Raw genomic sequence first — 25609 nt, forward strand, 5'->3', positions numbered from 1 at the left:
CACGTGCGCAGATATGGGCATCACCAGTTTTCCTTGAACCATTTCACCGCCCGCCGCAGCGAGCGCACCGGATAGCGATCGGCCGGAATTTCGAAATCCCACCATTCGTCCTGCGGATGCGCGGCGAAGAGACAAAGGCCCACCGCGCTCGCGAACGCCCCGCCCGCGGCCTTCTCGGGCAGCCCCGCGACGCGCAGCGGACGCCCGATCCGCACCTGGGGCCCGAGGATGCGGAGCGCCAGGCTGTCCAGTCCCGGGATTTGGCTCGCGCCCCCCGTGAGCACGATCTGCTTTGAGGGAAGGTGATCGAAGCCCGCGGCATCCAGTCGCGCCCGGACCTCGTCGAGAATCTCTTCGACCCGCGGCCGCATGATTCCGATGAGTTCCGCCCGGCTGACCTTGCGCCGGTCGCGCTCCCAATCGCCGCTGTCGCCGCCGAGCGCGATCATCTCGCGATCGTCGATCGACGTCGCGATCACCCCGCCGTGGAGAGTCTTCAACCGCTCGGCGCGGTCGAGCGGGATCTTCAGCCCCTTCGAAATGTCTGAGGTCACGTGGTCGCCACCGAGCCGCACGCTGTCGGCGTAGATCATGTGCCTCTTCATGAAGACCGAGACGCCCGTCGCGCCGCCGCCCATGTCGATGCACGCGGCGCCCAGTTCCTGCTCGTCCTCCACGAGACTGGAGATGCCGCTGAGATAGGCCGAGGAGGCCAGGCCCGCGACCTCCAGATCGCATCGCTTGATGCAATGCAGCAGATTCGACAGGGCCGTCCCGTTCACTGTCAGAAGGTGCATGTCGCAGGCGAGCGTGTTGCCGAACTGCCCCTGCGGATCGCTGAGGCCCGTCCGGTGATCGAGGGCGAAGTTCACCGGCTGGGCGTGTAGCACCTCCCGGCCTTCGCCGATCTCGGGCATGTCGCAGGCCGCCATCACCGCGGCGATGTCGCCGTCGCGCACGTGGCGCCCGCCGAGGTCGATCTCGCCCGCGAGCCCGTAGCTGCGGGGCGAGCCGCCCGAGATCGTGGCGATGACGTGGTCGACGCGGGTTTGCGCGATCTTCTGGGCGGCCTGCACCGCGGTCCGGATCGCGCGTTCCGTTTCACGCATCGCGTCGATCTCGCCGAACCTCATGCCGCGCGAGCGCGTCGTGGAGGCGCCAATGATGCGGAACGCACCCTGGCCCGCCATCGAGCCGATCCCGTCGTCCGCTCCGGGCCGATCGGCTCCGGCGAATTGCAGGATCAGGCACGCGATCTTCGACGTGCCCACATCGAGGATCGCGATCACCCCGCGCTGCATCGCCGCCCGCCGCATCGCCCGCATCGCCCGCTGCGTCCGGTAGAGATCGTGCATCTTCAATCGCCCCCTAATTCGCCAAGCCTGATCTGCCGCATCGTCCGCGCGCTCGCCTCCGCCATGCGGATGGTGGGACGGGACGGCGTGCGCATGTCCACGCGCAGGACATCGCGCGACAGCAGATCCTGCGCCTCGTGGATCGCGATCGCCTCTTCCAGTGCCGCGACGGGACGCGTCTCGGGCAGCATCACCCGCTGCCCGCGATCGAGGACGAGGTCCCAGCGCCGCGCCCCCACGCGCAGAAGCCCCCGGACGCGGTCCGCGAGCGGATGAGCGGCCGCGATGATGGCAAGCGCCTCCGGAACGGCCTCCGGCGCGCCGTCGCCCGCAACGAGGGGCAGGTCGGCCCGGTCGCGGCGGCGCTGCAGGGCACCGGTCGGGTGCCCCTCCGCGTCGAGCAGGACGAGCCCCTCCGGCCCCCGCCAGACCAGCGCGGGGATCCGCTCCTCCACCGCGATCTGAAGGGTGCCGCCCGACAGGATGCTCAGCTCCGCCTCACGGACCGCGTCGATCGAGGTAACGGCCTCGCGCATCGCCGCGAGATCGAGGTCGAAGCTCGAGGCGGGCAGATCGACGTTCAGCCGCTCCCGTATCGCGGCCGTCGTCGCGTCCGATCCGCCGCGGAAGGCGATCTGGCGGACCATGAACTCCTCGCGCTGCGCGATCGCGAGCTTCCAGGCCGCGACACGCGCGCCGAGCGCCTGGCGACGGTCGGCATCGGCCAGAGCGAGCGTCAGGATCAGGGTGGCCACGGCGAGCGGCAATCCGACCGTGAAACCGCGACGGACGGAGGGCGTCAGCGCCAGCCGGTGCAGACGGTAGGCCAGACGCGACGGCGCCGGATCGCGCCGGACGGCGGGACGGTTCAGCGGCCGCACGAGGCATCCTCCACCATCCAGCGGCAAAGGGCGCCGAAACCGATCCCTGCATGCGCCGCCTGTTCCGGTGCGAGCGAGGTGGGTGTCATCCCGGGCTGCGTGTTGATCTCCAGAAGAATGAGCCCGTCGAGCCCGCGCGCCTCGTCCCATCGGAAATCGGCACGGCTCACCCCCCGGCAACCCAGCGCGTCATGCGCGCGGCACGCATAATCGAGGCACGCCTCACGGATTTCGTCGGGGATTTGCGCGGGCACGACGTGACGCGATCCGCCGGGCGTGTATTTCGCGCGGTAATCGTACCAACCGTCGGTCTGGATGTCGGTCACGTCGAGAGGTCGATCGCCCATCACGGTCGTGGTGAGTTCCCGGCCCGGCACGAAACGCTCCACCATGACGGTCGCGGGCATCGAGGGATCGAGTTGCGGGGGACCGTTCGCGGCCTCGTGGACGAGATAGACACCGACCGAGGAGCCCTCGTTGTAGGGCTTCACCACGTAGGGCGGCTCCATGACGTGGTTGGCCGCGACGTCGTCCCGGGGGGCCAGGACCGACGCGACGACGGGCAGGCCCGCGCGGCGAAACGCCTCCTTCGAGCGCACCTTGTCCATTGCGAGGGCGGAGGCGAGAACGCCCGAATGGGTATAGGGCAGACGCAGCCATTCGAGGAGGCCCTGCACGCAGCCATCCTCCCCCCAGCGACCGTGGAGCGCGTTGAAGACGATGTCGGGCGCGATCTCGTGCAAACGGGCGGCGAGGTCGGATCCGGCATCCACCTCGATCACCTCGTAGCCTTCGTCCCGCAGCGCGGTGGCGCATTCGCGCCCTGAGGACAGCGACACCTCGCGTTCAGCGGAGGGCCCACCCATCAGCACCGCAACTTTGGGGTGTGTCCCGCTCGACATACCCGTCACTCTTGCCTGCCGGCCCTTTGACGGGCCTTCTTGATCTTACGCGGCGTCGTTGCGCCCCGGCCTCAGTCGCGCGCAGGTTCACCCACGCGCATGATTTCCCACTCTAACCGAATGCCGGAGTTTTGAAATACCCTTTCTCGCACCTCCTCTCCGAGGGCTTCGAGATCGGCGGCACTCGCCCCCCCGGCATTGACGAGGAAGTTCGGGTGGATGGGCGACATCTGCGCCCCTCCGCGCGTAGCCCCCCTGAGACCGGCCGCCTCGATGACGCGCCAAGCCTTCAACTCATGCGTGTCGTCCGCTAGTCCCGTACTCGAGTGGCCGGCGGGATTGCGGAAGGTCGATCCGGCGCTGCGCTCCTTGGTGGGCTGCGTCGCGTCGCGCCGGGCGAGCTGCTCCGCCATGCGCGCGGCAAGCACTTCCGGGTCGTCCTCGGGGGCCTCGAACGTGGCCCGCGTCACGATCCAGTCCGCGGGCAGTTCGCTGTGGCGGTAGGCGAGACCGAGTTCCGTGGCGGGCAGCGTCGCCGTCCGGCCATCGCGCCCGACGACCTCCACCTCAACGAGACGGTCGGAGACATAGGTGCCGTAGCAGCCTGCGTTCATCCGCACCGCGCCGCCGATCGAGCCCGGGATGGTCCTGAGAAACGTCAGGTCGCGCCCCGCCTCGGCGGCCTTGCGGGCCACATGGGCGTCGAGCGCCGCGGCCCCCGCGATGACGCGTCCCTCTTCGATCTCGATCCCGTTGAAGCCCCGACCGAGGCGGATGACGACGCCTTTGATCCCGCCATCCCGCACGATGAGATTGCTGCCGACGCCCATCGGAAACACCGCGACATCCGGCGCCAGCGCCGCGAGGAACGCGACGAGGTCGTCGTGATCGGCGGGCTGAAAGAAATGGTCCGCCGGCCCGCCGACGCGGAGCCATGTCAGGTCCGAGAGCGGCCGCCCGGGCGTGAGCCGCCCCCGGGTCGCCGGCAGAACGGTCATGCCTCGCCGGAAAGTCGTCCGGCCAGGGCGATGGCCCAGGCGCTGATCGTGCCCGCACCGAGGCAGACCACCATGTCGCCGGGACCCGCCTGCTCCCGCACGAGGCGCAGGAGATCGTCCTCGTCGCGCACCGCGCGGGCATGCCGGTGCCCGTGGCGGACCAGCCCGCTTACCAGATCGTCGCGGCTGATGCCCGGAATGGGCTCCTCGCCGGCGGCGTAGACCTCCGCGATGCCCACGACGTCGGCATCGTTGAAGCAGGTGCAGAACTCCTCGAAGAGCGAGGAGAGACGGGAATAGCGGTGCGGCTGGTGAACGGCGATGACGCGGCCCTCGGTCGCCTGTCGCGCGGCTTTCAGGACCGCGGCGATCTCTACCGGATGATGGCCGTAATCGTCGATGATGGTGACGCCGTCGACCTCGCCCACCCTGGTGAAACGGCGGTTCACGCCGCCGAACTTGGCGAGGGCGGTGCGAATCGCTTCCGCCTCCATGCCGAGATGGCGCGCGACGGCCACGGCGGAAAGCGCGTTCGAAACGTTGTGGTCCCCGGGCATCGGAAGGCTGCATCCCTCGATCACGCGGCCTTCGGATTGAAGCGCCACGTCGAAATGCGCCACGCCCGCCTCGTAGTGAAGGTTGAGCGCACGGACATCGGCCTGCGCATTGAAGCCGAAGGTCACGACCCGGCGATCGGTGATCCGGCCCACGAGCGCCTGAACCTCCGGGTGGTCGGTGCAGCAGATCGCGAGCCCGTAGAACGGGATGTTCGACACGAAATCGAGGAAGCCCTGGCGCAGGGCATCGAAATCGCCCCAATGCTCCATGTGCTCGGGGTCGATATTCGTCACGATCGCGATCGTCGCGGGCAGGCGGTTGAAGCTGCCGTCGCTCTCGTCGGCCTCGACGACCATCCACTCGCCCTGCCCCATCCGGGCATTGGAGCCATAGGCGTGGATGATGCCGCCGTTGATGACGGTCGGATCGACGCCACCCTCGTCGAGGAGGGCTGCCACCATCGTCGTCGTCGTGGTCTTGCCGTGCGTGCCCGCGACCGCGACGTTCGACCTGAGCCGCATGAGTTCGCCCAGCATCTCCGCGCGCCGCACGACGGGCAGCCCGCGCCCGCGCGCCGCGTCGAGCTCGGGATTGCCGCGCTTGATGGCCGAGGAGATGACGACCACCTCCGCCGCGTCGAGATTGGCCGCGTCCTGCCCGATGAAGATGCGCGCCCCGAGCCGGGCGAGCCGTTCGGTGATCGGGCTCGGCTTCAGATCGGAGCCCTGCACGTCGTAGCCGTGTTCGAGCAGGACTTCCGCGATACCGGACATGCCGATGCCGCCGATCCCCACGAAGTGGATCGGCCCCATGCGGGAGGGCAGCTTCGTGGGCCTCAGGTTCATCGCGAACTCGGACTTGATCGGCTGATGTCTCATGGCTCTCCTGCCCCTTCTGTCGAGGAATTGTCCAGCCCCGCGACCTGCGTCACGAGATCGGCGAGATCGTCCGCGGCGCCGGGACGTCCGACGGTGAGCGCACGGCGCGCCATCTCCGTCGCGGCCTCGGGCTGGTCGAGGATCGCCGCGATATGATCGGCAAGGGTCGCGGCATCGAGATGGCGCTCCGGGATCACCACCGCCGCGCCCGCTGCAGCAAGACCACGCGCATTGGCCGATTGCTCGTCGCGGATGGCCGCAGCGAGCGGCACGAGGATGGAGGGACGGCCGATCACGCTGAGATCGGCGACGCTCGACGCGCCCGCGCGGCTGATCACGAGCTGCGCTTCGCTCATCCTGCGCGGAATATCGTCGAAGAAGGGCTCGACCTCGGCCGGAATGCCCACGGCGCGGTAGAAATCCGTCACCCGCCGCTCGTCCTCGCCGCGGGCCTGGTGCGCGACGCGGATGCGTCCGCGAATGGGCTCGGGGAGCGCATCGAGCGCTGCGGGCACGACATCCGAGAGGATCCGCGCGCCCTGCGATCCCCCGATGACGAGCACGGACAGCGGGTAGTCTCCGGGCGCGATGTAGCCCGCGCCGGCGCGGCTCAGCACGCTCGCGCGCACCGGGTTGCCGGTATGGACCGCCTCGACCCCCTCGGGAAGCGCGGTGGGCCAGGTCCCGCAGGCCACGACGTCCACGCGGGAGGCGAGGAGCTGGTTCACCTGCCCCAGCACCCCGTTCTGTTCGTGGATCATCCGCGGCCGCTTGGCGAGGATCGCGGCGGCGACGGCCGGGAGCGAGGGATAGCCCCCGAACCCCACGACGATGGCGGGCGGGTCGCGGCGCATCGACAGAAGCGTCCGCAGCGTCCCGCCGGCGATGCGGAACGGGACCACGGCCTTGGAGAGCGCGCCGCCGCGCGCGAAGGTCCCTGCGGAGACGATCTCGATCCCCACGTCCTTCGGGAAGCCGCCGGTATAGCGCGCGCCCCGCGCGTCGGTGCTGAGCGTCACACGCCAGCCGCGCGCGAGCAGGGTCTCGGCCAGCGCCTGAGCGGGGAACATGTGCCCACCGGTGCCACCCGCGGCGATGATCGCGAGCGGCGGGCTCACAACAGGGATCTCTGCGGGAAGACGATCATCTCTGGCGGGTGATCAGGATATCGCCGATCTCGCCCTGCGGACGGACCCGTGTGAGGGCGAGGAGCATGCCCACCGCGATCCCCCCGGCGATCAGGGAGGAGCCGCCGTAGCTCACGAACGGCAGCGTCATCCCCTTGGCGGGCAGAAGACGCACCGCGACGCCCATGTTGATCATCGCCTGGACGCCGAAGGTGCAGGCGAGGCCGGTGCCCGCGAGGCGGATGAAGGGGTCGCGCTCGCGCATCAGCCGGATGAGGGAACGGACCACGATCGTCGCATAGAGCGCGAGGATGACCAGGACGAGCAGGAGCCCGTATTCCTCCGCGGCCACGGCGATGATAAAATCGGTGTGGGCATCAGGGAGCGACCATTTCACCTGCCCCTCCCCGATGCCGACCCCGAAGAACCCACCTTCCTGAATCGCGTTCGCGGCGTAGCCGAGCTGCGTGGTCGGGTCGACATCGGCACTCAGGAACCCGTCGATCCGGCGGGCGAAATGCTCCGAATTGGAATAGGCGAGCGTTCCCGCGAGGGTGACCGCCCCGGCGAGGCCCACGAGGAGAGTCACGGGGGCGCCGGCGACGAAGTACATCACACCCCAGCCGAAGAGGATGAGACAGGCCTGCCCGAAATCCGGCTGCATCGCGAGCAGCATCACGATCGCCAGTGTCAGACCGAAGGAGATGCGTTTGCCCGGCGGGCCGCCCGGATCCTGGCTTGCCGCAAGCATCCAGGCGGCGGTCACGACGAAACCGGGCTTCAGGAATTCCGAGGGCTGAACGCTCGCGAAGCCGAGGGAGTACCAGCGCACCGCCCCCTTGCCGAAATCGGTGCCGGCGATGGGCAATGCGGCGAGCGCCAAGAAGGCGAGGCCGAATCCCACGACCGCAAGCCGGCGCACGAGCCGTGGCGACATCATCGTGGTCACCGCCATCGCGACGAAAGCGAGCCCGCCGAAGAAGATCTGCCGCTCGACATAATGGAAGGGCGCAAGCCCGTTGCGCGCCGCGAGCGGCGGCGAGGCTGCGAGCCCGAGCAGGAGACCGATGCCGAAGAGCACGAGGACGCAGGAGAGCGACCACTTGTCGATCGTCCGCCACCATCGGGGAAGAATCGGATCGCCGTCCCGCAGGGGGACGGTTCCATAGACCATCTCAGTCATGGGGTGCCGCTCGCGTCGCCTCGTTCAACGCCCGTTTTCCGGGTCTGACCGCAAGCCTAGCGCGATCGGACGCGTTTTGGAAGCGCAAAGCCAGTAAAGTCGGACGCCGGAGCCGGACGTGGCTGCGGGGCCATAGCAAAGATCCCCGGACGACGAGAGGTACCACCAAGCGGCTGCTTTCAGTGAACGAGACTTCGGACCAACCGCCCTATCACTCCGCCCCGCGCACGAGGTCCACGAAATGCTGGCCCCGGCGCTCGAAATCCGGGTATTGATCGAAGCTCGCCGCAGCCGGCGCAAGCAGGACGACGTCGCCCGGTTCCGCCTCAGCCGCGGCACGCGCGACGGCGACCTCCATCGTCTCGCAGACCTCGAGCGGCACCTCGCCCAATTGCAGCGCGAAATCGCGCGCCGAGTGACCGATGAGGTAGGCCTTGGCAACGCTGCCGAGATGGGGCGCGAGCGCGGCGATTCCCCCCTCCTTGCCGAGCCCCCCGGCGATCCAGCGGATCCGCCCGAAGGCCTGCAGGGCTTTTGCAGCCGCATCGACGTTCGTGGCCTTGCTGTCGTTGACGAAACGGACCCCGCCCCTCTCGGCGACGAGCTGCGAACGATGCGGCAGGCCCGGGAAGGACGCGAGCGCCGCCTCGATCCCGCGGGGCGACAGGCCCAGGGCACGACACGCCGCGTAGGCCGCGCAGGCGTTCTGGTGATTGTGGCGCCCCGGCAGGCCCGTGATGGGGCGCAGATCGATCGAGGCCACCTGCCGGGACTTGCGCCGCTCCGCGAGAAACCCCTTGCGCGCCGCCACCGACCAGCCGGGCCCGTCGAGCTTTTCGGCGACGGAGATCCGGATCACCCGATCGTCGCTAGGCCCCTCCGAAAGCTGCCCCGCGAGGAACCGTCCCTCCGGCTCGTCCACACCAATCACGGCGCGGTCGGGCCCGCCTTCGGCGAAGAGACGGCGCTTCGCCGCGAAATACCCGCCCGGACCCCCGTGCCGGTCGAGATGGTCGGGCGAAAGATTGGTGAAGACGGCGATGTCGGGGGTGAGCGCCCGCGCGAGCTCCGTCTGATAGGAGGAAAGCTCGAGCACCACGACGCCGCCGTTCCCGGGCGGGTCGAGATCGAGCACGCCGCGCCCGATATTGCCCGCGAGTTGCGCGGGGCGGCCATCCTCCGTCAGGATGTGGTGGATCAAGGCGGAAGTGGTGGACTTGCCGTTCGAGCCCGTCACCGCGACGATCCGCGGCGGGGTATCGAAATCCTGCCAGTCGGGGGTCGCGACGGAGCGGAAGAACAGGCCGATATCGTTGTCGACGGGCACCATCGCGGCCTCTGCCGCCGCGATCGCCGGATGCGGGCGGGGATAGAGATGCGGGATCCCCGGCGAGGTGACGAGCCTCGCCACGCCGAAGAACGCGTCCCGGCCGGTGAGGTCTCGGATAACGAACCCCTCCGCCGCGGCCCGCTCGCGCCCCTCGGCGCTGTCATCCCAGCAGATCGGCCGCGCGCCACCCGCGGCCAGCGCGCGGGCCGTCGAGAGGCCCGACCGCCCGAGGCCGAGGACGGCCACGTCGTGGCCCGCGAAACCGGTAACGGGGATCATCGGCGACGGCCTATCTCAGCTTCAGCGTGGCGAGGCCGATCAGCCCGAGAATCAGGCTAATGATCCAGAAGCGGATGACGATCTGCGGCTCCGCCCAGCCGCGCTTCTCGAAATGGTGGTGGATGGGCGCCATCAGGAAGACGCGTTTGCCCGTCCGCTTGAAGTAGAAGACCTGCACGATGACCGAAAGCGCCTCGGCTACGAAGAGACCGCCCACGATGGCCAGAACAAGCTCGTGCTTGATCGCGACGGCGACGGCCCCGAGCGCGCCGCCGAGCGCAAGAGAGCCAGTATCGCCCATGAAGACCGCGGCCGGAGGCGCGTTGTACCACAAGAACCCCAGCCCGCCGCCGATGAGCCCGGCGCAGAAGACGAGGATCTCTCCCGTGCCGGGTACGTAATGGACGTCGAGATAATCGGTGAAGTCGACACGCCCCACGGTATAAGCCATCACGCCTAGCGTGCCTGCGGCGATCATCACCGGCATGACGGCGAGCCCGTCGAGCCCGTCGGTGAGGTTCACCGCATTGGCCGCACCGACGATCACCACCATTCCGAACGGAATGAAGAAGAGCCCGAGATTGAGGAGCACGTTCTTGTAGATCGGAAAGGCGAGCTGGTACGAGAGTTCCGCCGGGTGGAACCAGGCGGCCCAGGCCGACGCAATCGCGGCGATGAGGAATCCAAGGCCCAGCCGCATCTTTCCCGACAGGCCCGAATGGGTGTTCTTCGTGACCTTCGCGTAATCGTCGGCGAAGCCGATCAGGCCGAAGCCCGCGGTGACGAAGAGCAGCATCCAGATGTAGGGATTGTCGAGACGCGCCCAGAGGAGCGTCGAGACGAGAAGCGCTCCTAGGATCAGGACGCCCCCCATCGTCGGCGTTCCGGCCTTCGTGGCGATATGGCTCTCCGGCCCGTCGGCGCGGATCGGCTGGCCGTGGCGCTGGCGGCGGCGCAGCAGGTTGATCAGCGGTCGCCCGAAGAGGAAACCGAAGACCAGCGCAGTGAAAAACGCCCCGCCGGATCGGAAGGTGATGTAGAGAAACAGGTTGAAGACATCGCCGCCGTCGGAGAATTCGGTCAGCCAGTACAGCATGCAGCGGACCCCCTAGGCCGTTCGGCGCTCGCGATGGCCCAATTTGCGGATGGCGTCAACGACGCGGGCCGTTCGCGCGCCCTTCGATCCCTTGACGAGGACGATGTCGCCCGGACGGACGAGACCCGCGACGCGTCCCGCAAGCTCCTCGGCCCGCTCGGTCCAGACGCCGCGGCGGAGTTCGGGCAGTGCCTCCCAGGCCGCGCGGATCCGGGGGCCGGCGCAATGGACGAGATCGACGGCGTCGAGGCCCGGATGACTTGCGATCGCGGCATGGAGCGCCATCTCGTCGGCCCCGAGCTCGAGCATGTCCCCGAGGATCGCGACACGCCGCCCATCCGGCCCGGGATCGGAGGCGATCAGGGCATCTAGCGCCGCTCCCATGGAGGCGGGGTTCGCGTTGAAGGCGTCGTCGATGAGTTCGATCATCGCGTCCTCCACCGGATCGAGCGCGACGAACTCCCGCGTGCCCCGCCCCGCGGAGGGCTGCCATTCGGCGAGCGCGTGGCCGGAGAGCACCATGTCCCCGCCGAGCGCCTCCGCGGCCGCGAGCACCGACAAGGCGTTGGGGGCGAAGTGCCGCCCCGCGCCGCCGAGCCGGAAGACCAGAGCCAGATCGCCTGCCCGCGCCTGTACGATCGTGCTGCCCGCCCGCAGCTCGACCGTGTCGAGACGATAATCCGCGGCGTCTGCGAAGCCCACGCGGCGGATGTCGGAGGTTCGGGCCCTCGCGGCCTCGGCGAGGATTTCCAGGTTCGGGCTATCCGCGGGGACGATCGCCGTGCCGCCGGTTCCGAGCCCCTCGAAGATCGTCGCCTTCTCGCGCGCGATCTCCTCGACGGAAGCGAAGGCTTCGAGATGGGCCGGCGCGATCGTCGTGACGAGGGCGACGTCGGGACGGGCGAGGCGCGCGAGCGGCGCGATCTCTCCAGGGTGATTCATCCCGATCTCGATCACCGCGACCTGGGCGTCGGGATCGAGCCGCGCCAAGGTCAGCGGCACGCCCCAGTGGTTGTTGTAACTCGCCTCCGCCGCGTGGACGCGCATCTGGCCCGAGAGCGCAACGCGCGCCATGTCCTTCGTCGTCGTCTTGCCGACCGATCCCGTGATCGCGAGGACCTTGCCTCCGAACCGCGACCGGGCATCGGATGCCATCTGGCCCAACCCTGCCAGCACGTCGTCGACGAGAAGGAGGGGCGCGTCGTCGTCGACGCCATTGGGAACACGGGCGACGAGCGCCGCCGCCGCGCCGCGCGCGAAGGCATCCGCCACGAAATCGTGGCCGTCCCGCTCGGCCGTAAGGGCCACGAAGAGATCGCCGGGGGCAAGGGTCCGCGTGTCGATCGAGAGCCCCGATGCGCTCCACGCGCCCCGGCTCTCGCCCCCCGTCGCGGCCGCGGCCTCCTCCGATGTCCAGAGCGGGCGGTTCACGCGACGCGTCCGTCGAGCGCCGCGACGGCCACGCTTGCCTGCTCCGCATCGTCGAAGGGATAGATTGCGCCGCCCACGATCTGTCCCGTCTCGTGCCCCTTGCCCGCGATGAGAAGCGCGTCTCCGGGTTCGAGCGCGTCGACGCCGCGCAGGATCGCCTCCGCCCGGTCCGCGATCTCGATCGCCTCCGGATCGGTGGCGAGGATTCCCGCCCGGATCGTCGCCGGATCCTCCGAACGCGGGTTGTCGTCCGTTACGATGCGAAGATCAGCATGATCGCGCGCGGCCTCCCCCATCAGGGGCCGCTTGCCGCGGTCGCGGTCGCCGCCCGCCCCGTAGACAACGATGAGCCGGCCCATCACATGGGGGCGCAGCGCGGTAAGCGCGATCCTGAGGGCGTCCGGCGTATGGGCGAAATCGACGAAGATCGCCGCTCCGTTCTCCCGCATCGCGGCGCGCTGCATCCGGCCGCGCACCGTGGCGAGCCGCGGCAACGTGGCGAAGACATCGCGCGGTTCGATCCCGCTCGCGATGGCGAGGCCCGCCGCCAGGAGCACGTTCTCCGCCTGGAATCCGCCGATGAGGTCGAGGCGGACCTGATACGGCGTGCCGTTCCAGTCGAAGCGCAATTCCTGTCCCGTCGCGTCGAAACGCTGCCCCCGGATGCGGATCGCCGCCCCCGCCTCGCGGCCGACGCTTAGCACGTCCTGTCCGCGCATCTCCGCCAAAAGCCGCACCTCCGCGGCGCGCGGATCGTCCATGTTCAGCACCGCCGTCCCGTCCTCGGGCAGGACACGGGCGAAAAGACCTGCCTTCGCCGCGAAATACTCGTCGAAATCCGCGTGATAATCGAGGTGGTCCTGGCTGAAATTGGTGAAGGCCGCCGCGGCCAGCGTCACCCCGTCGAGCCGCCGCTGGTCGAGCCCGTGGCTCGACGCTTCCATCGCGGCATGCGTGATCCTGTTTCGCGCCGCTTCGGAAAGCGCGCGGTGAAGCGTCACGGGCTCAGGTGTCGTGTGGCGCAGCGGCGCGGTCCACGCGCCCTCAACGCCCGTCGTTCCGAGATTGATGGCGTCGAGACCGAGCGCGCACCAGATCTGGCGGGTGAAGGTCGCGACCGACGTCTTGCCGTTCGTTCCGGTCACCGCGACGCAGACCTCGGGCTGGCGCTCGAACCACAGGGCGGCCGCAAAGGCGAGGGTCTGGCGCGGATCCTCGGCAAGGACCAGCGCGGCGCTCGACGCGGCGAGCACGTCCGCTGCCAGATCGGCACCGTCGCGATCGGTGAGGATCGCGGCGGCCCCCCTATCGACTGCGTCCTCGACGAAGCGGGCACCGTGGACCTGCGAGCCCGGAAGTGCCGCGAAGAGGTGACCCGGACGGGTCTCCCGGCTATCGACGCTCAGGCCGGTGATCTGCGCATCGCGCCCGGCCTGCGCGGTGAGCCCCAGGGCGGACAGCGGTCTCGTCGTCTCGGACATGGCGGCATCCTCATTGCGCGGCCAGTGATACATCGGATGCGGGATGAGGTTCAATCTCGGGGCGCAGACCGAGGAGCGGCGCGGTGCGCCGGATCACCTCGGCCGCAACCGGAACGGCGGTCCAGCCAGCGGTGCGGCGCGGCTCCTCCCCCGAATTGTCGGACGCCTCGTCGAGGCTGACGATAAGGACGTATTTCGGGTCCGCGGCCGGAAAGACCGACGCGAACGTGTTGATGTTCTTGTCGTCGTAATAGCCCCGACCGTCCCTGCGCGGCTTGTTCGCCGTCCCCGTCTTGCCGCCGACGTCGTAGCCCGGGACTTTCCCGAAGCTCGCCGTGCCCTCGAGGACGACATCGCGCAGCATCTTCGCCGCCTCCCGGCTGACATGCTCGGAGACGAGGCGTTCCCCCTTCGGAACGTGGTCGCGCTTGAGGAGCGTAGGCTCGATCCGCGTCCCGCCATTCAGGAGCGAAGCGTAGGCGGCGGCCAGATGCAGCGGAGAGGCCGAGAAGCCGTGGCCGTAGGAGGCCGTGATCGTCACGATTTCGGACCAGGTGGGCGGCACCAGCGGCTTGGCACCCGGCGCCTCCACGAGTTCCACCGGCGTCGGCTCGAACACCCCGAACTTCGACAGGAACGCCTTCTGCCGCTCGCCCCCGATCCTGAGCGCGAGCTTGGCCGTGCCGACATTGGAGGATTTCACGATCACGTCCGAGACCGAGAGAAGCGGCCCGTAATTCTTGTTCTGGAACTCGCGAATGGTGAAACGGCCCCATTTCATCGGAGCATCGCCGTCGACCATCGTTTCCGGCCCGACGAGCCCGAGCTCCATCGCCTGCGCGACGGTGAAAATCTTGAAGGTCGAGCCGAGTTCGTAGACCCCCTGCACGGCGCGATTGAAGAGCGGCGAATCGCCCGCATCCCCGGTCGCGAGCGGCCGCGGACGGTCGTTCGGGTCGAAATCCGGGAGCGAGGCCATCGCCACGATCTCGCCGGTATGCACGTCCATCAGGATCCCCGCCGCGCCCTTGGCGTTCATCAGGTTCATCCCGCCGAAAAGCACTTCCCTGAGCGCGCTCTGCACCGTCAGGTCGATCGAGAGTTCGAGCGGCTTGCCGCCCTGAGCCGGGTCGCGCAGGAAATCGTCGAACTGCTTCTCGACGCCCGCCACACCGATCACCTCCGCCGAACTCACGCCCTCGCGCCCGAAGCTCGCGCCGCCGAGGACATGCGCGGCGAGACGGCCGTTCGGATAGAGCCGCATCTCCCGCGGCCCGAACAGGAGACCGGGATCGCCGATGTCGTGGACGGCCTGCCGCTGCTCGGGGCTGATCTTCTTCTTGATCCAGAGAAACTTCCGGGTGCCGGTGAAATCCTTGACCAGACGCTCGCGGTCGAGATCTGGGAAGATCTCCACGAGCTGCTCCGCCGCGCCCTCCGGGTCGATCATGAGGGGCGGTTGCGCGTAGAGCGCGTAGGTCGAGAAATTCGTCGCGAGGATCCGGCCACGCCGGTCGACGATGTCGGCCCGCTGCGCCACGATCGGGCTGCCCGAGATCGCGGTGCGCGGCTCCATCGGCTCGGACGCGGCGAGCAGGCCCATCCGCGCACCGACGATTCCGAAGGCGCAGAAGAAGAAGACGGCAAGGATGAGAAGCCGCCCTTCCGCGCGGAGTCTGTCGCGATCCTGTGCGCGTTCTTCCCGCAGGCGGCGGTTCTCGCTTTCGATCGCGTCGGGATTCTCGCCTCTCCGGCGGGCCTCGAGGATACGGGCGAGCGGACGAAGGGGCGTGCGGATCATGGCGCCACCCCGAGGCTGCTGATGGTCATCGGCAGCGGCAAGGGCCCGATGAGCGGAGACGGATAGGAGACCTGCTCCACCCTTGCGAAATGCTCCGGCGTCAGCGGCAGCAGTCCGAGCCGGTCGAAATTGAGCGCGGCAAGGTCGCTCAGCCGTTCGGGACGGTTGAGATAGGCCCATTCGGCGCGCAGGATCGCGAGAGTTTCGCGCCCCGCGCCGATCTTCGATTGCAGGGTCTCGACGGTCCGGATCGCCTTCTGCGTCTCGTAATTCTCCGAATAGGCCCAGAAGGCCAGCGCCATGATCGCGGCTCCGGGCAGGAGGTAGAGAAAGGCTCGCATATCAGTTCGTCCCCGTCAGTTCGTATTTGGGCAGGCCCAGCTTGGCGCGATCGACAGGGCCCGCGGCCGCTGCGGTGCGCCGTGCGATGCGCAGGCGCGCAGACCGCGCGCGCGGATTGCGGTCGCGTTCCGCCGCATCCGCGGCGATCCCCTTCGAGACCCGGTCGAAGCGCGGCTCTTCCTCCGCCAGGGCCGGGGCGTACCGGTTTGCGGCGCCACCGGCCCCGGAACGCTGCTGCAGGAACCGCTTGACCACCCGGTCCTCCAGCGAATGGAAGCTCACCACGGCGAGGTGCCCGCCCGGGGCGAGCGCGCGCTCGGCTGCCTCGAGCCCCGCGACGAGCTGACCGAATTCGTCGTTCACCGCGATGCGCAGCGCCTGGAAGGCGCGGGTCGCGGGATGGCTCTGGCCGGGCTTCGGGCGAGGCAGCACACGCTCCACCAGGGCGGCGAGCGCAGCTGTCGTGTCGAGCGGAGCCTTCGACCTCTCGGCGACGATGGCGCGGGCGATCCGCCGGGCGGCCCGCTCCTCCCCGAAATGATAGAGAATATCGGCCAGCACGGCCTCGTCCGCCTCCCCGACGAGGCGCGCGGCGGTCAAATCGCCCGTGCCCATCCGCATGTCGAGCGGCCCATCACGGAGAAACGAGAACCCCCTCTCCGGCCGGTCGAGCTGCATGGAGGAAACGCCGAGATCGAGGACCACGCCCGCGACGGGCTTATCTGCCTGGGTATCCAGAGCCGAGAACGTCTCCTCGACGAGGCGGAGCGCCGTGCCGTACTCCGCAGCCCAGTTCGCCGCTTCCGCGAGAACGCTCGGATCGCGGTCGATACCGATGACCTGGTCGGCACCCGCGGCGAGAAGCCCCTTCGCGTATCCACCCGCCCCGAACGTGCCGTCGATCCACGTCCCCGATACAGGGGCGCATCGCTCGAGGATCGGGTCGAGCAGGACGGGAATATGCGGCGGTCCGGCTATCACGGCTCAATCGTCGTCGTCGTCGCCGGGCAGGTAGGTGTTCGGATCCTTGTCCGGATCATAACCCTCCTCGATCTCGAGCTGACCCATCGGCGCGGTATCGTACTCGTCGGGGTTCCAGATCAGGAAGGTCTCCCCGTTGCCCACCACCCGCGCCGAATCCGTGAGGCCGAGCTTGTCGCGGATCTTGGCACTCAGAACGATGCGGCCCGTATCGTCGACGGTGAGCGTGGACGCCTGGCGATAGTAAAGTTTCTGCAGGTCGTCGCGTTTCTGCGATCCATTAGACATCTTCGCTATCTTCTTGGCGCGCTTCATCATTTCCTTGATCGGAAGAACCTCGAGGTAGTTGCGACGGTGATCGCCGTAGACAAGAACCATGGAAGCCTTGCCGCCAGGCGCGCAATTCGGGTCGCCATCCTCGAGTTCGCGTCTGAAATCGGCTGGAATCGACAACCGGCCCTTGCCGTCGATCTTGTTGTCGTGGTCGCCGATGAACAGACCGAACACCGCGCCTCTCCCGAACCGTCCCCGTGGCCATGTTTTCCGGTGCTGGAACGAAAACGGCGATCCGAACTGCTGCCACTGTCCGGATCGCCGCCGTTATCCCGTCACCGGGTGTCCGATTGCGCGCGCCACCTAGGGGGATGTCTGCTCGCCCGCGCATCGGAACTTCGAGTATCGAAGAATGTTTGCCTGTATGAGACCTAAGCCCCTGTTATCGTTGAAGCCTTGCGATTTCTTCCGACCGCCTCGGCCCTGCTCTTCGATGACGTATGATTGGCATGGTACTGCATGGGAAAGCAACGGATATTTTTGGGAACTCATGCCAACTGGCCGGGATCCTATGGCGAAATGTCCACATAACGCGTGAAACAACGCAATATTTGGATACCTTGCCGCCTTTCGGCACATGATCTGGAGGCGCCGGAAATTTCGCGTTCAGGTATTTTTTTTGGGATCAGATCATCTCCAAGTTGATTCCTGATCGGTATTCATTCGAATCGAAGGAGGCATTTTTGGTGCGGGAAGCGATCGAGCGACCCTTGCGCGGGATCATCTCGCCGATGCAGTCCGCAGATACGCCGGAGCTACTTATGCGTTCGCCGCATAGCAGCATTGAGCCCGATCCGTATTGTGCAACCGCAGAAACGGCGTATGTTGGGATCAACGGCGGCAAGACGATGAGCCGCGATCGGAAAGGTGATAAAGACAGTAACGTTGGCGTTCAACAGAAATCAGCCCGACAATGCAGCATCTAGCTGTGCGTCGGAAAGAATTCTCCGGGGCAGCCAAACCTCTTGGACCCAGACGACGCTGTGAGAAGTTGAAGGCCCAGATCGATCCTGAAGATGGAAGTTGGGAACGTCCCGACTCTGGTTTCAGGAGTACGCACGCAACACCGTGCGATCCTGGGTTTAGAATAGACGATCGGACTGTCCGCTCCTCCCTGGGCAGTTCGTGACTGGCGACGGCACCGACCTCCTCCCCGATGTCGTCGTCACCCTACAAGGATGCCCAAGGGTATCCACGAGACGCGGTCGAGCCCACCTCCTCCCGGGCGACACCGCTAAACGCGGCGGCGCCGACCTCCTCCCCGGCGCCGTCGTGACCCCATAGGGCTCAGGCCCAACCGAATGCGAGCATCCCGTCCTCCTCCCTAGGGGTGTTCGCTGTAAGAGCGGCGGCGTCCACCTCCTCCCGGGCGTCGCCGTTTCTCTTTTGTAGATCCCGTAACATTCCCCGAAGTCGTCGGCTTGCGCCAGCCGCGTGTTGTCGAACGCCCTTCAGGTCAGAACGGCACGCCGTCCGCGTTCTGGGCCGGGACGACGAACTTCCCGACGATCTTCTTCGTGCCTGCCTTGTCGAAGGCGATCTCGAGCTTGTCGCCCTCCACACCCACGACCCCGCCATAGCCGAACTTCGTGTGGAACACCCGATCCCCGACGGCGAAGGCGGATACGGCGCTGCCGTCGATGACCATCTGGCGGGCCTCCCGCGGCTGGCTTACCGGCCGATCCGCCGCACGCGCCTGAAGACGCCGCCAGCCCGGGGAATTGTAGACGTTCGCCTCAGCTGCGCGATCGTGCAGGTCGCTCGACGCCGCCGCGACGATGGCCGGCGACGCACTCGCCGCCATGCCCGCCGCCCCGTAGCCGCCGCCGTAAAGGCCCGGCGGGGTCAGAACGTCCACGTGGTCCGCCGGCAATTCGTCGATGAACCGCGAGGGAAGTGCGGATTGCCATTGTCCGTAGACGCGCCGGTTGGCGGCAAAGCTTACGGTCGCGAGCTCTTCCGCGCGGGTGATCCCGACATAGGCGAGGCGCCGCTCTTCCTCGAGGCCCTTCAGACCCGATTCGTCCATGCTCCGCTGCGAGGGAAAGAGTCCGTCCTCCCAGCCGGGAAGGAATACGGCGGGAAACTCGAGTCCCTTGGCAGCATGGAGCGTCATGATCGACACCTTCGCGCCGTCGCTCTCGCCGGCATTGTCCATGACGAGCGCTACATGTTCGAGAAAGCCTTGCAGGTTCTCGAAGGATTCGAGCGCCTTCACGAGTTCCTTGAGGTTCTCGAGCCGCCCCGGTGCCTCCGGCGTCTTGTCGTTCTGCCAATGCCCGGTATAGCCCGATTCGTCGAGGATGCGCTCCGCCAGCTCAACGTGCGGGGCGCCGCTGCGAACCGCGTCGTTCCAGCGACCGATCGCATCGACCAGAGCGCGCAACTCCGTCGCGCCGCGCCCGCCCAGCCCCTTCTCGGCAAGCAGGATCCGCGCCCCGTCGACGAGCGTCGTGCCGTTCTCCCGCGCGCTGCGCTGGATCGCCTGCTGCGCCTTGTCGCCGAGGCCACGCTTCGGCGTGTTGACGATTCGCTCGAAGGCCAGGTCGTCGTCGGGCCCGACGGCGAGCCGCAGATAGGCCATGGCATCGCGAATCTCCATCCGCTCGTAGAAGCGCGGGCCGCCGATGACCCGGTAGGGCAGACCGATCGTGAGAAACCGGTCCTCGAACGATCGCATCTGGTGCGACGCGCGCACGAGAATCGCGATCTCGTCGAGACCCACCTTCCGCAAACCGCGCGTGCCGCGCCCGAGCGCCTCGATCTCCTCGCCGATCCAGCGCGCCTCCTCCTCCCCGTCCCAATGGCCGATGAGGCGCAGCTTCTCGCCCGCCTCTTCCGCGGTCCAGAGCGTCTTGCCGAGCCGCCCCTCGTTCGCGGCGATCACGCCGGACGCGGCGGCCAGGATGTGCGGGGTCGATCGGTAGTTCTGCTCCAGCCGGACGATCTCCGCCCCCGGAAAATCCTTTTCGAAGCGCAAAATGTTGCCCACCTCCGCCCCGCGCCAGCCATAGATCGACTGGTCGTCGTCACCGACGCAGCAGACGTTGCGATGCTCTTGGGCGAGAAGTCTCAGCCAGAGATACTGCGCGACGTTCGTGTCCTGGTACTCGTCGACGAGGATGTAACGAAACCACCTCTGGTACTGGGCGAGCACGTCGGAATGGGTGCGGAAGATCGTCAGCATGTGAAGCAGGAGATCGCCGAAATCCACCGCGTTCAGGGTCTTCAGACGTTCCTGGTACTGCGCGTAGAGTTCGCTGCCCCGATGGTTGAAGGCGCCGGCCTCGGAGGCGGGAACGCTTTCCGGCGTCCAGGCGCGGTTCTTCCAACCATCGATGATCGAGGCGAGTTGACGCGGCGGCCAGCGCTTCTCGTCGATGTTCTCCGCGACGATGAGCTGCTTCAGGAGACGGAGCTGGTCGTCAGTGTCGAGGATGGTGAAGGAGGATTTGAGACCCACGAGCTCCGCATGGCGACGCAACAGCTTGACGCAGATCGCGTGGAACGTGCCGAGCCACGGCATCCCCTCCACCGTCTGGCCGAGAAGCCGCCCCACCCGCTCCTTCATCTCCCGCGCGGCCTTGTTCGTGAAGGTGACGGCGAGGATCTCGTTCGGACGTGCGCGCCCGGTCATCATCAAATGCGCGATTCGCGCGGTCAGCGCCTTGGTCTTCCCGGTGCCCGCGCCGGCGAGCATCAGGACCGGACCGTCGAGCGCCTCAACCGCGCGCCGCTGCGCGGGATTGAGATCGTCGAGATAGGGCGCCGCGCGGGGCGCCATCGCCCTCTGGGACAGCGGCACGGCCGCGTCGAAGGCGGCATCTTCGGAGGAACTGCTCATTCTCGGCACGATAGCCGTTCACGTGCAGGAACGGAAGTCCGGTGTTCCTCCTCCGTTCCGTTTCAAAGACCAGGTCGAGCGGGCGGCGCGCTGTAGCGGCCATGTCTTGCGATCCGCCTTGCGCGGCGTCTCCCCCTCTCCATAAGAGAGGGATGGATCTCGACGAACGCTATCCCGCCCTGTCCGACCTCGCCAAACGCGCGCAGCAGCGCATCCCGCATTTCGTATGGGAATATCTCGACAGCGCGACCGGAAATCAGGCTTCGGCCCATGGCAGCATCGCCGCGCTCGACCGGATCACGCTGGCCCCGCGGGCTCTGCGCAAGACCGATCCCGACCTCTCGACACGGATGCTCGGTATGAACTGGGATCGGCCATACGGCATCGCGCCCGTCGGCATGTCGGGCCTGATCTGGCCGGGCGCGGAGCGCTGCCTCGCGGCGGCGGCGCGCGATCACCGCGCGCCCTTCGGCCTCTCGACCGTCGCCGCCGCCACGCCGGAGGATGTCGGTCCGGTCGCGGGTCCGTCGGGGTGGTTCCAGCTCTATGCACCGGGTGACGAGGGAATTCGCCGCGACATGCTCAAGCGTGCCCGCGATGCCGGGTTCACCGCGCTGATCCTGACCGCCGACGTCCCCGTGGCCAGCCGGCGAGAGCGGCAGCGCCGCGCGCGGCTCACGAACCCGATGAAGTTCACGCCCCATATCCTCGCGCAGACCGCGGCAAAGCCCGCCTGGGCGCTCGCGACGGCGCGGGCGGGGATTCCGCGGCTGCGGACGCTCGAACCCTATGCCGATACTGCGAAAGCGCGGGGGGCGACCGACCATATCGGCTACCTGCTGCGCACCGCACCCGATTGGGATTATCTCGCGGTGCTGCGCGAGGAATGGGACGGGGCGCTGATCGTCAAGGGCGTCCTCGATCCCGAGGATGCGGCGCAGGCCGCCGGGATCGCCGATGCGGTCTGGGTCTCCAACCACGGCGGACGTCAGTTCGAGGCGGCCCCAGCCCCCGCCGACGTCCTGCCCGCGATCCGTGCCGCGGTCGGCCCGGACGTGCCGCTCATCGCGGATGGCGGCGTTCGCTCGGGGACGGATATCCTCCGCCTGATCTCCCGCGGCGCGGATTTCGTCATGCTCGGGCGCGCGTTCCACCATGGCCTCGCGGCCTTCGGGCGGCGCGGGGTCGACCATGTCTTCCATATCCTCGACGCGGGTCTCAAGGCGGATATGGGCCAGCTCGGCATCCACCGCCCCGACGAGGTTCGCTAGGCTGCCGCTGCCGCCGCATATGTAGGTCCATTGCCGATCCCTGAGGATCGCCCTAGGCTTTGCTGCACCTGCATAACGGAGGCCAGGCCATGTCCGACTTCAAGAAGATCCTGATTGCCAACCGCGGCGAGATCGCCATCCGCGTGATGCGGGCGGCCAACGAGCTCGGCAAGCGGACGGTCGCGGTCTTCGCGGAGGAGGACAAGCTCTGCCTGCACCGCTTCAAGGCGGACGAGGCCTACCGGATCGGCGAAGGCCTGGGGCCTGTCGCGGCCTATCTCTCGATCGAGGAGATAATCCGCGTCGCCCGCCAATCGGGCGCGGACGCGATCCATCCGGGTTATGGCCTCCTGTCGGAGAACCCCGACTTCGTCGATGCCTGCACGGCAGCCGGGATCGCCTTCATCGGTCCGAAGGCCGACACGATGCGCGCGCTCGGCGACAAGGCCTCCGCCCGCCGCGTCGCGATCGAGGCGGGCGTGCCGGTGATCCCGGCCTCCGAGGTTCTGGGCGACGATATGGAGAAGATCCGGGCGCAGGCGGAGGAAGTCGGCTACCCGATCATGCTGAAGGCCTCCTGGGGCGGCGGCGGGCGCGGCATGCGGCCAATCATGAAGCCCGAGGAACTGGAGGAGAAGGTCCGCGAGGGTCGCCGCGAGGCGGAGGCCGCCTTCGGCAACGGCGAGGGTTATCTCGAGAAGATGATCCTGCGCGCCCGTCACGTTGAGGTGCAGATCCTGGGCGACAGCCAAGGTCACATCTATCACCTCTGGGAGCGCGACTGCTCCGTCCAGCGGCGCAACCAGAAGGTCGTGGAGCGCGCGCCCGCCCCCTATCTCTCAGGTGCGCAGCGGGAAAAGCTCTGCAATCTCGGCAAGAAGATCGCGGAGCATGTCGGCTACGAATGCGCCGGGACGATCGAGTTCCTGATGGATATGGAGACGGGCGAGTTCTACTTCATCGAGGTGAACCCGCGCGTCCAGGTCGAGCATACCGTGACCGAGGAGGTCACCGGCATCGACATCGTCCGCGCGCAGATCCTCATCGCCGAGGGCAAGTCGCTGATGGAGGCCACGGGCACCGCGAGCCAGTACGACGTGAAGCTCGACGGTCATGCCATCCAGTGCCGCATCACCACCGAAGATCCGACCAACAACTTCATCCCCGATTACGGCCGCATCACCGCCTATCGCGGCGCGACCGGCATGGGGATACGGCTCGACGGCGGCACCGCCTATTCCGGTGCCGTCATCACCCGCTACTACGATTCTCTACTGGAGAAGGTCACCGCCTGGGCGCCCACGCCCGAAGCCGCCATCGCCCGGATGGACCGCGCGCTTCGCGAGTTCCGCATCCGCGGCGTCTCCACCAACATCGCCTTCGTCGAGAACCTGCTGAAGCACCCGACCTTTCTCAACAACGAGTACCATACCAAGTTCATCGACGAGACGCCGGAGCTCTTCGACTTTAAGCCGCGGCGTGACCGGGCGACGAAGATCCTCCGCTACGTCGCCGACGTCACGGTGAACGGTCATCCGGAGACCGAAGGCCGTCCGAGGCCGCCCGCGGGCATTCGCACGCCCACGCCACCGAAACCGCAGACCGAGGCCCCCGCCTCTGGCACGCGTCAGATCCTCGAGGAGAAGGGGCCGCAGGGGGTCGCCGACTGGATGGCGGCGCAGTCGCGCCTCCTTATCACCGACACGACGATGCGCGACGGGCACCAATCGCTGCTCGCCACGCGCATGCGTTCGATCGACATGATCCGAGTCGCCCCCACCTACGCCGCGAACATGGCGGGGCTCTTCAGCGTCGAGTGCTGGGGTGGTGCGACCTTCGACGTCGCCTACCGTTTCCTGCAGGAATGCCCGTGGCAGCGCCTGCGCGACCTGCGCGCGAGGATGCCGAACCTGATGACGCAGATGCTGCTCCGCGCATCGAACGGCGTGGGCTACACGAACTACCCCGACAACGTCGTCGAGGGTTTCATCGGGCGCGCGGCGGAAAGCGGGGTCGACCTCTTCCGCGTCTTCGATTCGCTGAACTGGGTGGAGAACATGCGCGTCGCGATGGATGCCGTCATCGCCGCGGAGAAGGTCTGCGAGGGGACGATCTGCTATACCGGCGACATGGCCGACCCGGAGCGGTCCAAGTACGACCGCGACTATTACGTTAAGATGGGCAAGGATCTGAAGGCCGCCGGCGCGCATGTCCTGGGCGTCAAGGACATGGCGGGGCTGCTGAAACCCGCCTCCGCCCGGGTTCTCGTGACCGCGCTGAAGGAAGAGGTGGGCCTGCCCATCCATCTGCACAGCCACGACACGGCGGGCATCGCCTGCGCCACGCTTCTCGCCGCGGCCGATGCGGGCGTCGACGCGGTCGATTGCGCGATGGATTCTCTATCGGGCAACACGAGCCAGGCGACGCTCGGGACCGTCGTCGAGGCTCTGGCACGGTCGGAGCGCGACACCGGGCTCGACATCGCCGCGATCCGGGCGATCTCGAATTACTGGGAGGCCGTGCGCGAGCATTACGCCGCCTTCGAGAGCGGGATGCAGGCCCCGGCCTCCGAGGTCTATCTGCACGAGATGCCGGGCGGGCAATTCACCAACCTCAAGGCACAGGCCCGCTCCATGGGGCTCGAGGAGCGCTGGCACGAGGTCGCGCAGACCTATGCCGACGTGAACCAGATGTTCGGCGACATCGTGAAGGTCACGCCGTCCTCGAAGGTCGTGGGCGACATGGCGCTGATGATGGTTTCTCAGGGCCTTTCGCGTGCCGAGGTCGAGGATCCGAAGAAGGACCTCTCCTTCCCCGACAGCGTGATCGACATGATGCGCGGCGCGCTCGGACAGCCTCCCGGCGGCTGGCCCCAGGCACTGCAGAAGAAGATCCTCAAGAACGAGACGCCCTATACGGACCGGCCCGGCAAGCACCTCGATCCCGTGGATTTCGAGGAGACCCGCGCGGAGGCGTCGAAGGCCGCGGGTGGGGTGGAGATCGATGACGAGGATCTCATGGGCTACCTCATGTATCCCAAGGTCTTCACCGATTACCGGCTCCGCAACGAGGAATACGGCCCCGTCCGCACCCTGCCCACGCAGACCTTCTTCTACGGCATGGAAGTCGGCGAGGAGATCACGGCGGAGATCGATCCGGGCAAGACGCTCGAGATCCGGCTCCAGGCACTCGGCGATACCGACGAGAAGGGCCAGGCCAAGGTCTTCTTCGAGCTGAACGGACAGCCCCGCACGGTGCGCGTGCCGAACCGCAAGCTCACCGGCGCGGCCGCGCCGCAGCGCAAGGCGGAACCCGGCAATCCCGACCATGTCGGTGCACCGATGCCGGGGATCGTCGCGGCGATCGCCGTGGAGGCCGGAAAGACCGTGAAGGAAGGCGATCTGCTTCTCTCGATCGAGGCGATGAAGATGGAGACGGGCCTCTACGCCGACCGCGCGGCGACGGTGAAGGCCGTCCATGTGACGCCCGGGGCGCAGATCGACGCGAAAGATCTCCTGATCGAGCTGGAATAAGTCCG

At 67.6% G+C, this 25609-nt stretch carries 19 protein-coding genes; 3 read left to right on the forward strand and 16 right to left on the reverse strand.

The window, feature by feature from the left end:
• Positions 1–20: 20 nt before the first annotated feature.
• The 15 genes from ftsA to LX81_RS10485 all read right to left on the reverse strand — a co-directional run bounded on the left by ftsA (position 21) and on the right by LX81_RS10485 (position 17130).
• Complete coding sequence (gene ftsA / locus LX81_RS10415) at positions 21–1355, reverse strand: cell division protein FtsA (protein ID WP_111537261.1); 1335 nt, start codon at positions 1353–1355, stop codon at positions 21–23.
• 2 nt (positions 1356–1357) lie between these two features.
• Entirely contained in the window at positions 1358–2236 is an 879-nt protein-coding gene (locus LX81_RS10420; protein WP_234822560.1) for a cell division protein FtsQ/DivIB, read from the reverse strand.
• A complete protein-coding gene (locus LX81_RS10425) occupies positions 2224–3138 on the reverse strand; it encodes a D-alanine--D-alanine ligase (RefSeq protein ID WP_111537262.1) in 915 nt (304 codons plus the stop codon). The genes LX81_RS10420 and LX81_RS10425 overlap by 13 nt, the downstream gene beginning before the upstream one ends.
• Before the next feature lie 71 nt (positions 3139–3209).
• Positions 3210–4136: a UDP-N-acetylmuramate dehydrogenase gene (gene murB / locus LX81_RS10430; protein WP_111537263.1), complete on the reverse strand. Its 927-nt coding sequence runs from the start codon at positions 4134–4136 to the stop codon at positions 3210–3212.
• A complete protein-coding gene (gene murC, locus LX81_RS10435) occupies positions 4133–5539 on the reverse strand; it encodes a UDP-N-acetylmuramate--L-alanine ligase (RefSeq protein ID WP_111537338.1) in 1407 nt (468 codons plus the stop codon). The genes murB and murC overlap by 4 nt, the downstream gene beginning before the upstream one ends.
• A gap of 29 nt (positions 5540–5568) precedes the next feature.
• Positions 5569–6690 carry a UDP-N-acetylglucosamine--N-acetylmuramyl-(pentapeptide) pyrophosphoryl-undecaprenol N-acetylglucosamine transferase gene (locus LX81_RS10440; protein ID WP_111537264.1) on the reverse strand — a complete coding sequence of 374 codons (1122 nt, stop codon included), beginning with the start codon at positions 6688–6690 and terminating at the stop codon, positions 5569–5571.
• 25 nt (positions 6691–6715) lie between these two features.
• Positions 6716–7882: a putative lipid II flippase FtsW gene (gene ftsW, locus LX81_RS10445; protein ID WP_111537265.1), complete on the reverse strand. Its 1167-nt coding sequence runs from the start codon at positions 7880–7882 to the stop codon at positions 6716–6718.
• Positions 7883–8093: 211 nt separating this feature from the next.
• The gene (murD, locus tag LX81_RS10450) at positions 8094–9491 is read right to left on the reverse strand and encodes a UDP-N-acetylmuramoyl-L-alanine--D-glutamate ligase (RefSeq protein ID WP_111537266.1); all 1398 of its coding nucleotides are present in this window, start codon (positions 9489–9491) and stop codon (positions 8094–8096) included.
• A 10-nt stretch (positions 9492–9501) separates the two neighbouring features.
• Positions 9502–10587, reverse strand: a complete 1086-nt coding sequence (mraY, locus tag LX81_RS10455; RefSeq protein WP_111537267.1) for a phospho-N-acetylmuramoyl-pentapeptide-transferase — start codon at positions 10585–10587, stop codon at positions 9502–9504.
• 12 nt (positions 10588–10599) lie between these two features.
• A complete protein-coding gene (locus tag LX81_RS10460) occupies positions 10600–12018 on the reverse strand; it encodes a UDP-N-acetylmuramoyl-tripeptide--D-alanyl-D-alanine ligase (RefSeq protein ID WP_111537268.1) in 1419 nt (472 codons plus the stop codon).
• A complete protein-coding gene (locus LX81_RS10465; protein ID WP_111537269.1) occupies positions 12015–13499 on the reverse strand; it encodes a UDP-N-acetylmuramoyl-L-alanyl-D-glutamate--2,6-diaminopimelate ligase in 1485 nt (494 codons plus the stop codon). The genes LX81_RS10460 and LX81_RS10465 overlap by 4 nt, the downstream gene beginning before the upstream one ends.
• A gap of 10 nt (positions 13500–13509) precedes the next feature.
• Positions 13510–15300 carry a peptidoglycan D,D-transpeptidase FtsI family protein gene (locus LX81_RS10470; RefSeq protein ID WP_111537270.1) on the reverse strand — a complete coding sequence of 597 codons (1791 nt, stop codon included), beginning with the start codon at positions 15298–15300 and terminating at the stop codon, positions 13510–13512.
• Entirely contained in the window at positions 15297–15641 is a 345-nt protein-coding gene (ftsL, locus tag LX81_RS10475) for a cell division protein FtsL (RefSeq protein ID WP_111537271.1), read from the reverse strand. The genes LX81_RS10470 and ftsL overlap by 4 nt, the downstream gene beginning before the upstream one ends.
• A gap of 1 nt (position 15642) precedes the next feature.
• Positions 15643–16620, reverse strand: coding sequence for a 16S rRNA (cytosine(1402)-N(4))-methyltransferase RsmH (gene rsmH / locus LX81_RS10480; RefSeq protein ID WP_111537339.1), 978 nt, complete (start codon positions 16618–16620; stop codon positions 15643–15645).
• Between the two features lie 6 nt (positions 16621–16626).
• Positions 16627–17130 carry a division/cell wall cluster transcriptional repressor MraZ gene (locus LX81_RS10485; RefSeq protein ID WP_111537272.1) on the reverse strand — a complete coding sequence of 168 codons (504 nt, stop codon included), beginning with the start codon at positions 17128–17130 and terminating at the stop codon, positions 16627–16629.
• Positions 17131–17642: 512 nt separating this feature from the next.
• Between LX81_RS10485 and LX81_RS21885 the strand changes: the two genes are divergently transcribed.
• Positions 17643–17882 (forward strand): hypothetical protein, encoded by a 240-nt coding sequence (locus LX81_RS21885; protein ID WP_146259411.1) that lies wholly within the window; start codon positions 17643–17645, stop codon positions 17880–17882.
• Positions 17883–18412: 530 nt separating this feature from the next.
• Here the strand turns inward: LX81_RS21885 and LX81_RS10490 are convergent.
• Positions 18413–20800: an ATP-dependent helicase gene (locus tag LX81_RS10490; RefSeq protein ID WP_111537273.1), complete on the reverse strand. Its 2388-nt coding sequence runs from the start codon at positions 20798–20800 to the stop codon at positions 18413–18415.
• Positions 20801–20952: 152 nt separating this feature from the next.
• Here LX81_RS10490 and LX81_RS10495 point away from each other — a divergent pair, with 152 nt between their 5' ends.
• Positions 20953–22071 carry an alpha-hydroxy acid oxidase gene (locus tag LX81_RS10495; RefSeq protein ID WP_111537274.1) on the forward strand — a complete coding sequence of 373 codons (1119 nt, stop codon included), beginning with the start codon at positions 20953–20955 and terminating at the stop codon, positions 22069–22071.
• Between the two features lie 89 nt (positions 22072–22160).
• Positions 22161–25604, forward strand: a complete 3444-nt coding sequence (locus tag LX81_RS10500; RefSeq protein WP_111537275.1) for a pyruvate carboxylase — start codon at positions 22161–22163, stop codon at positions 25602–25604.
• The last annotated feature ends 5 nt before the right edge of the window (positions 25605–25609 follow it).

This window comes from Palleronia aestuarii, from assembly GCF_003253995.1.
GTDB lineage: Bacteria > Pseudomonadota > Alphaproteobacteria > Rhodobacterales > Rhodobacteraceae > Palleronia > Palleronia aestuarii.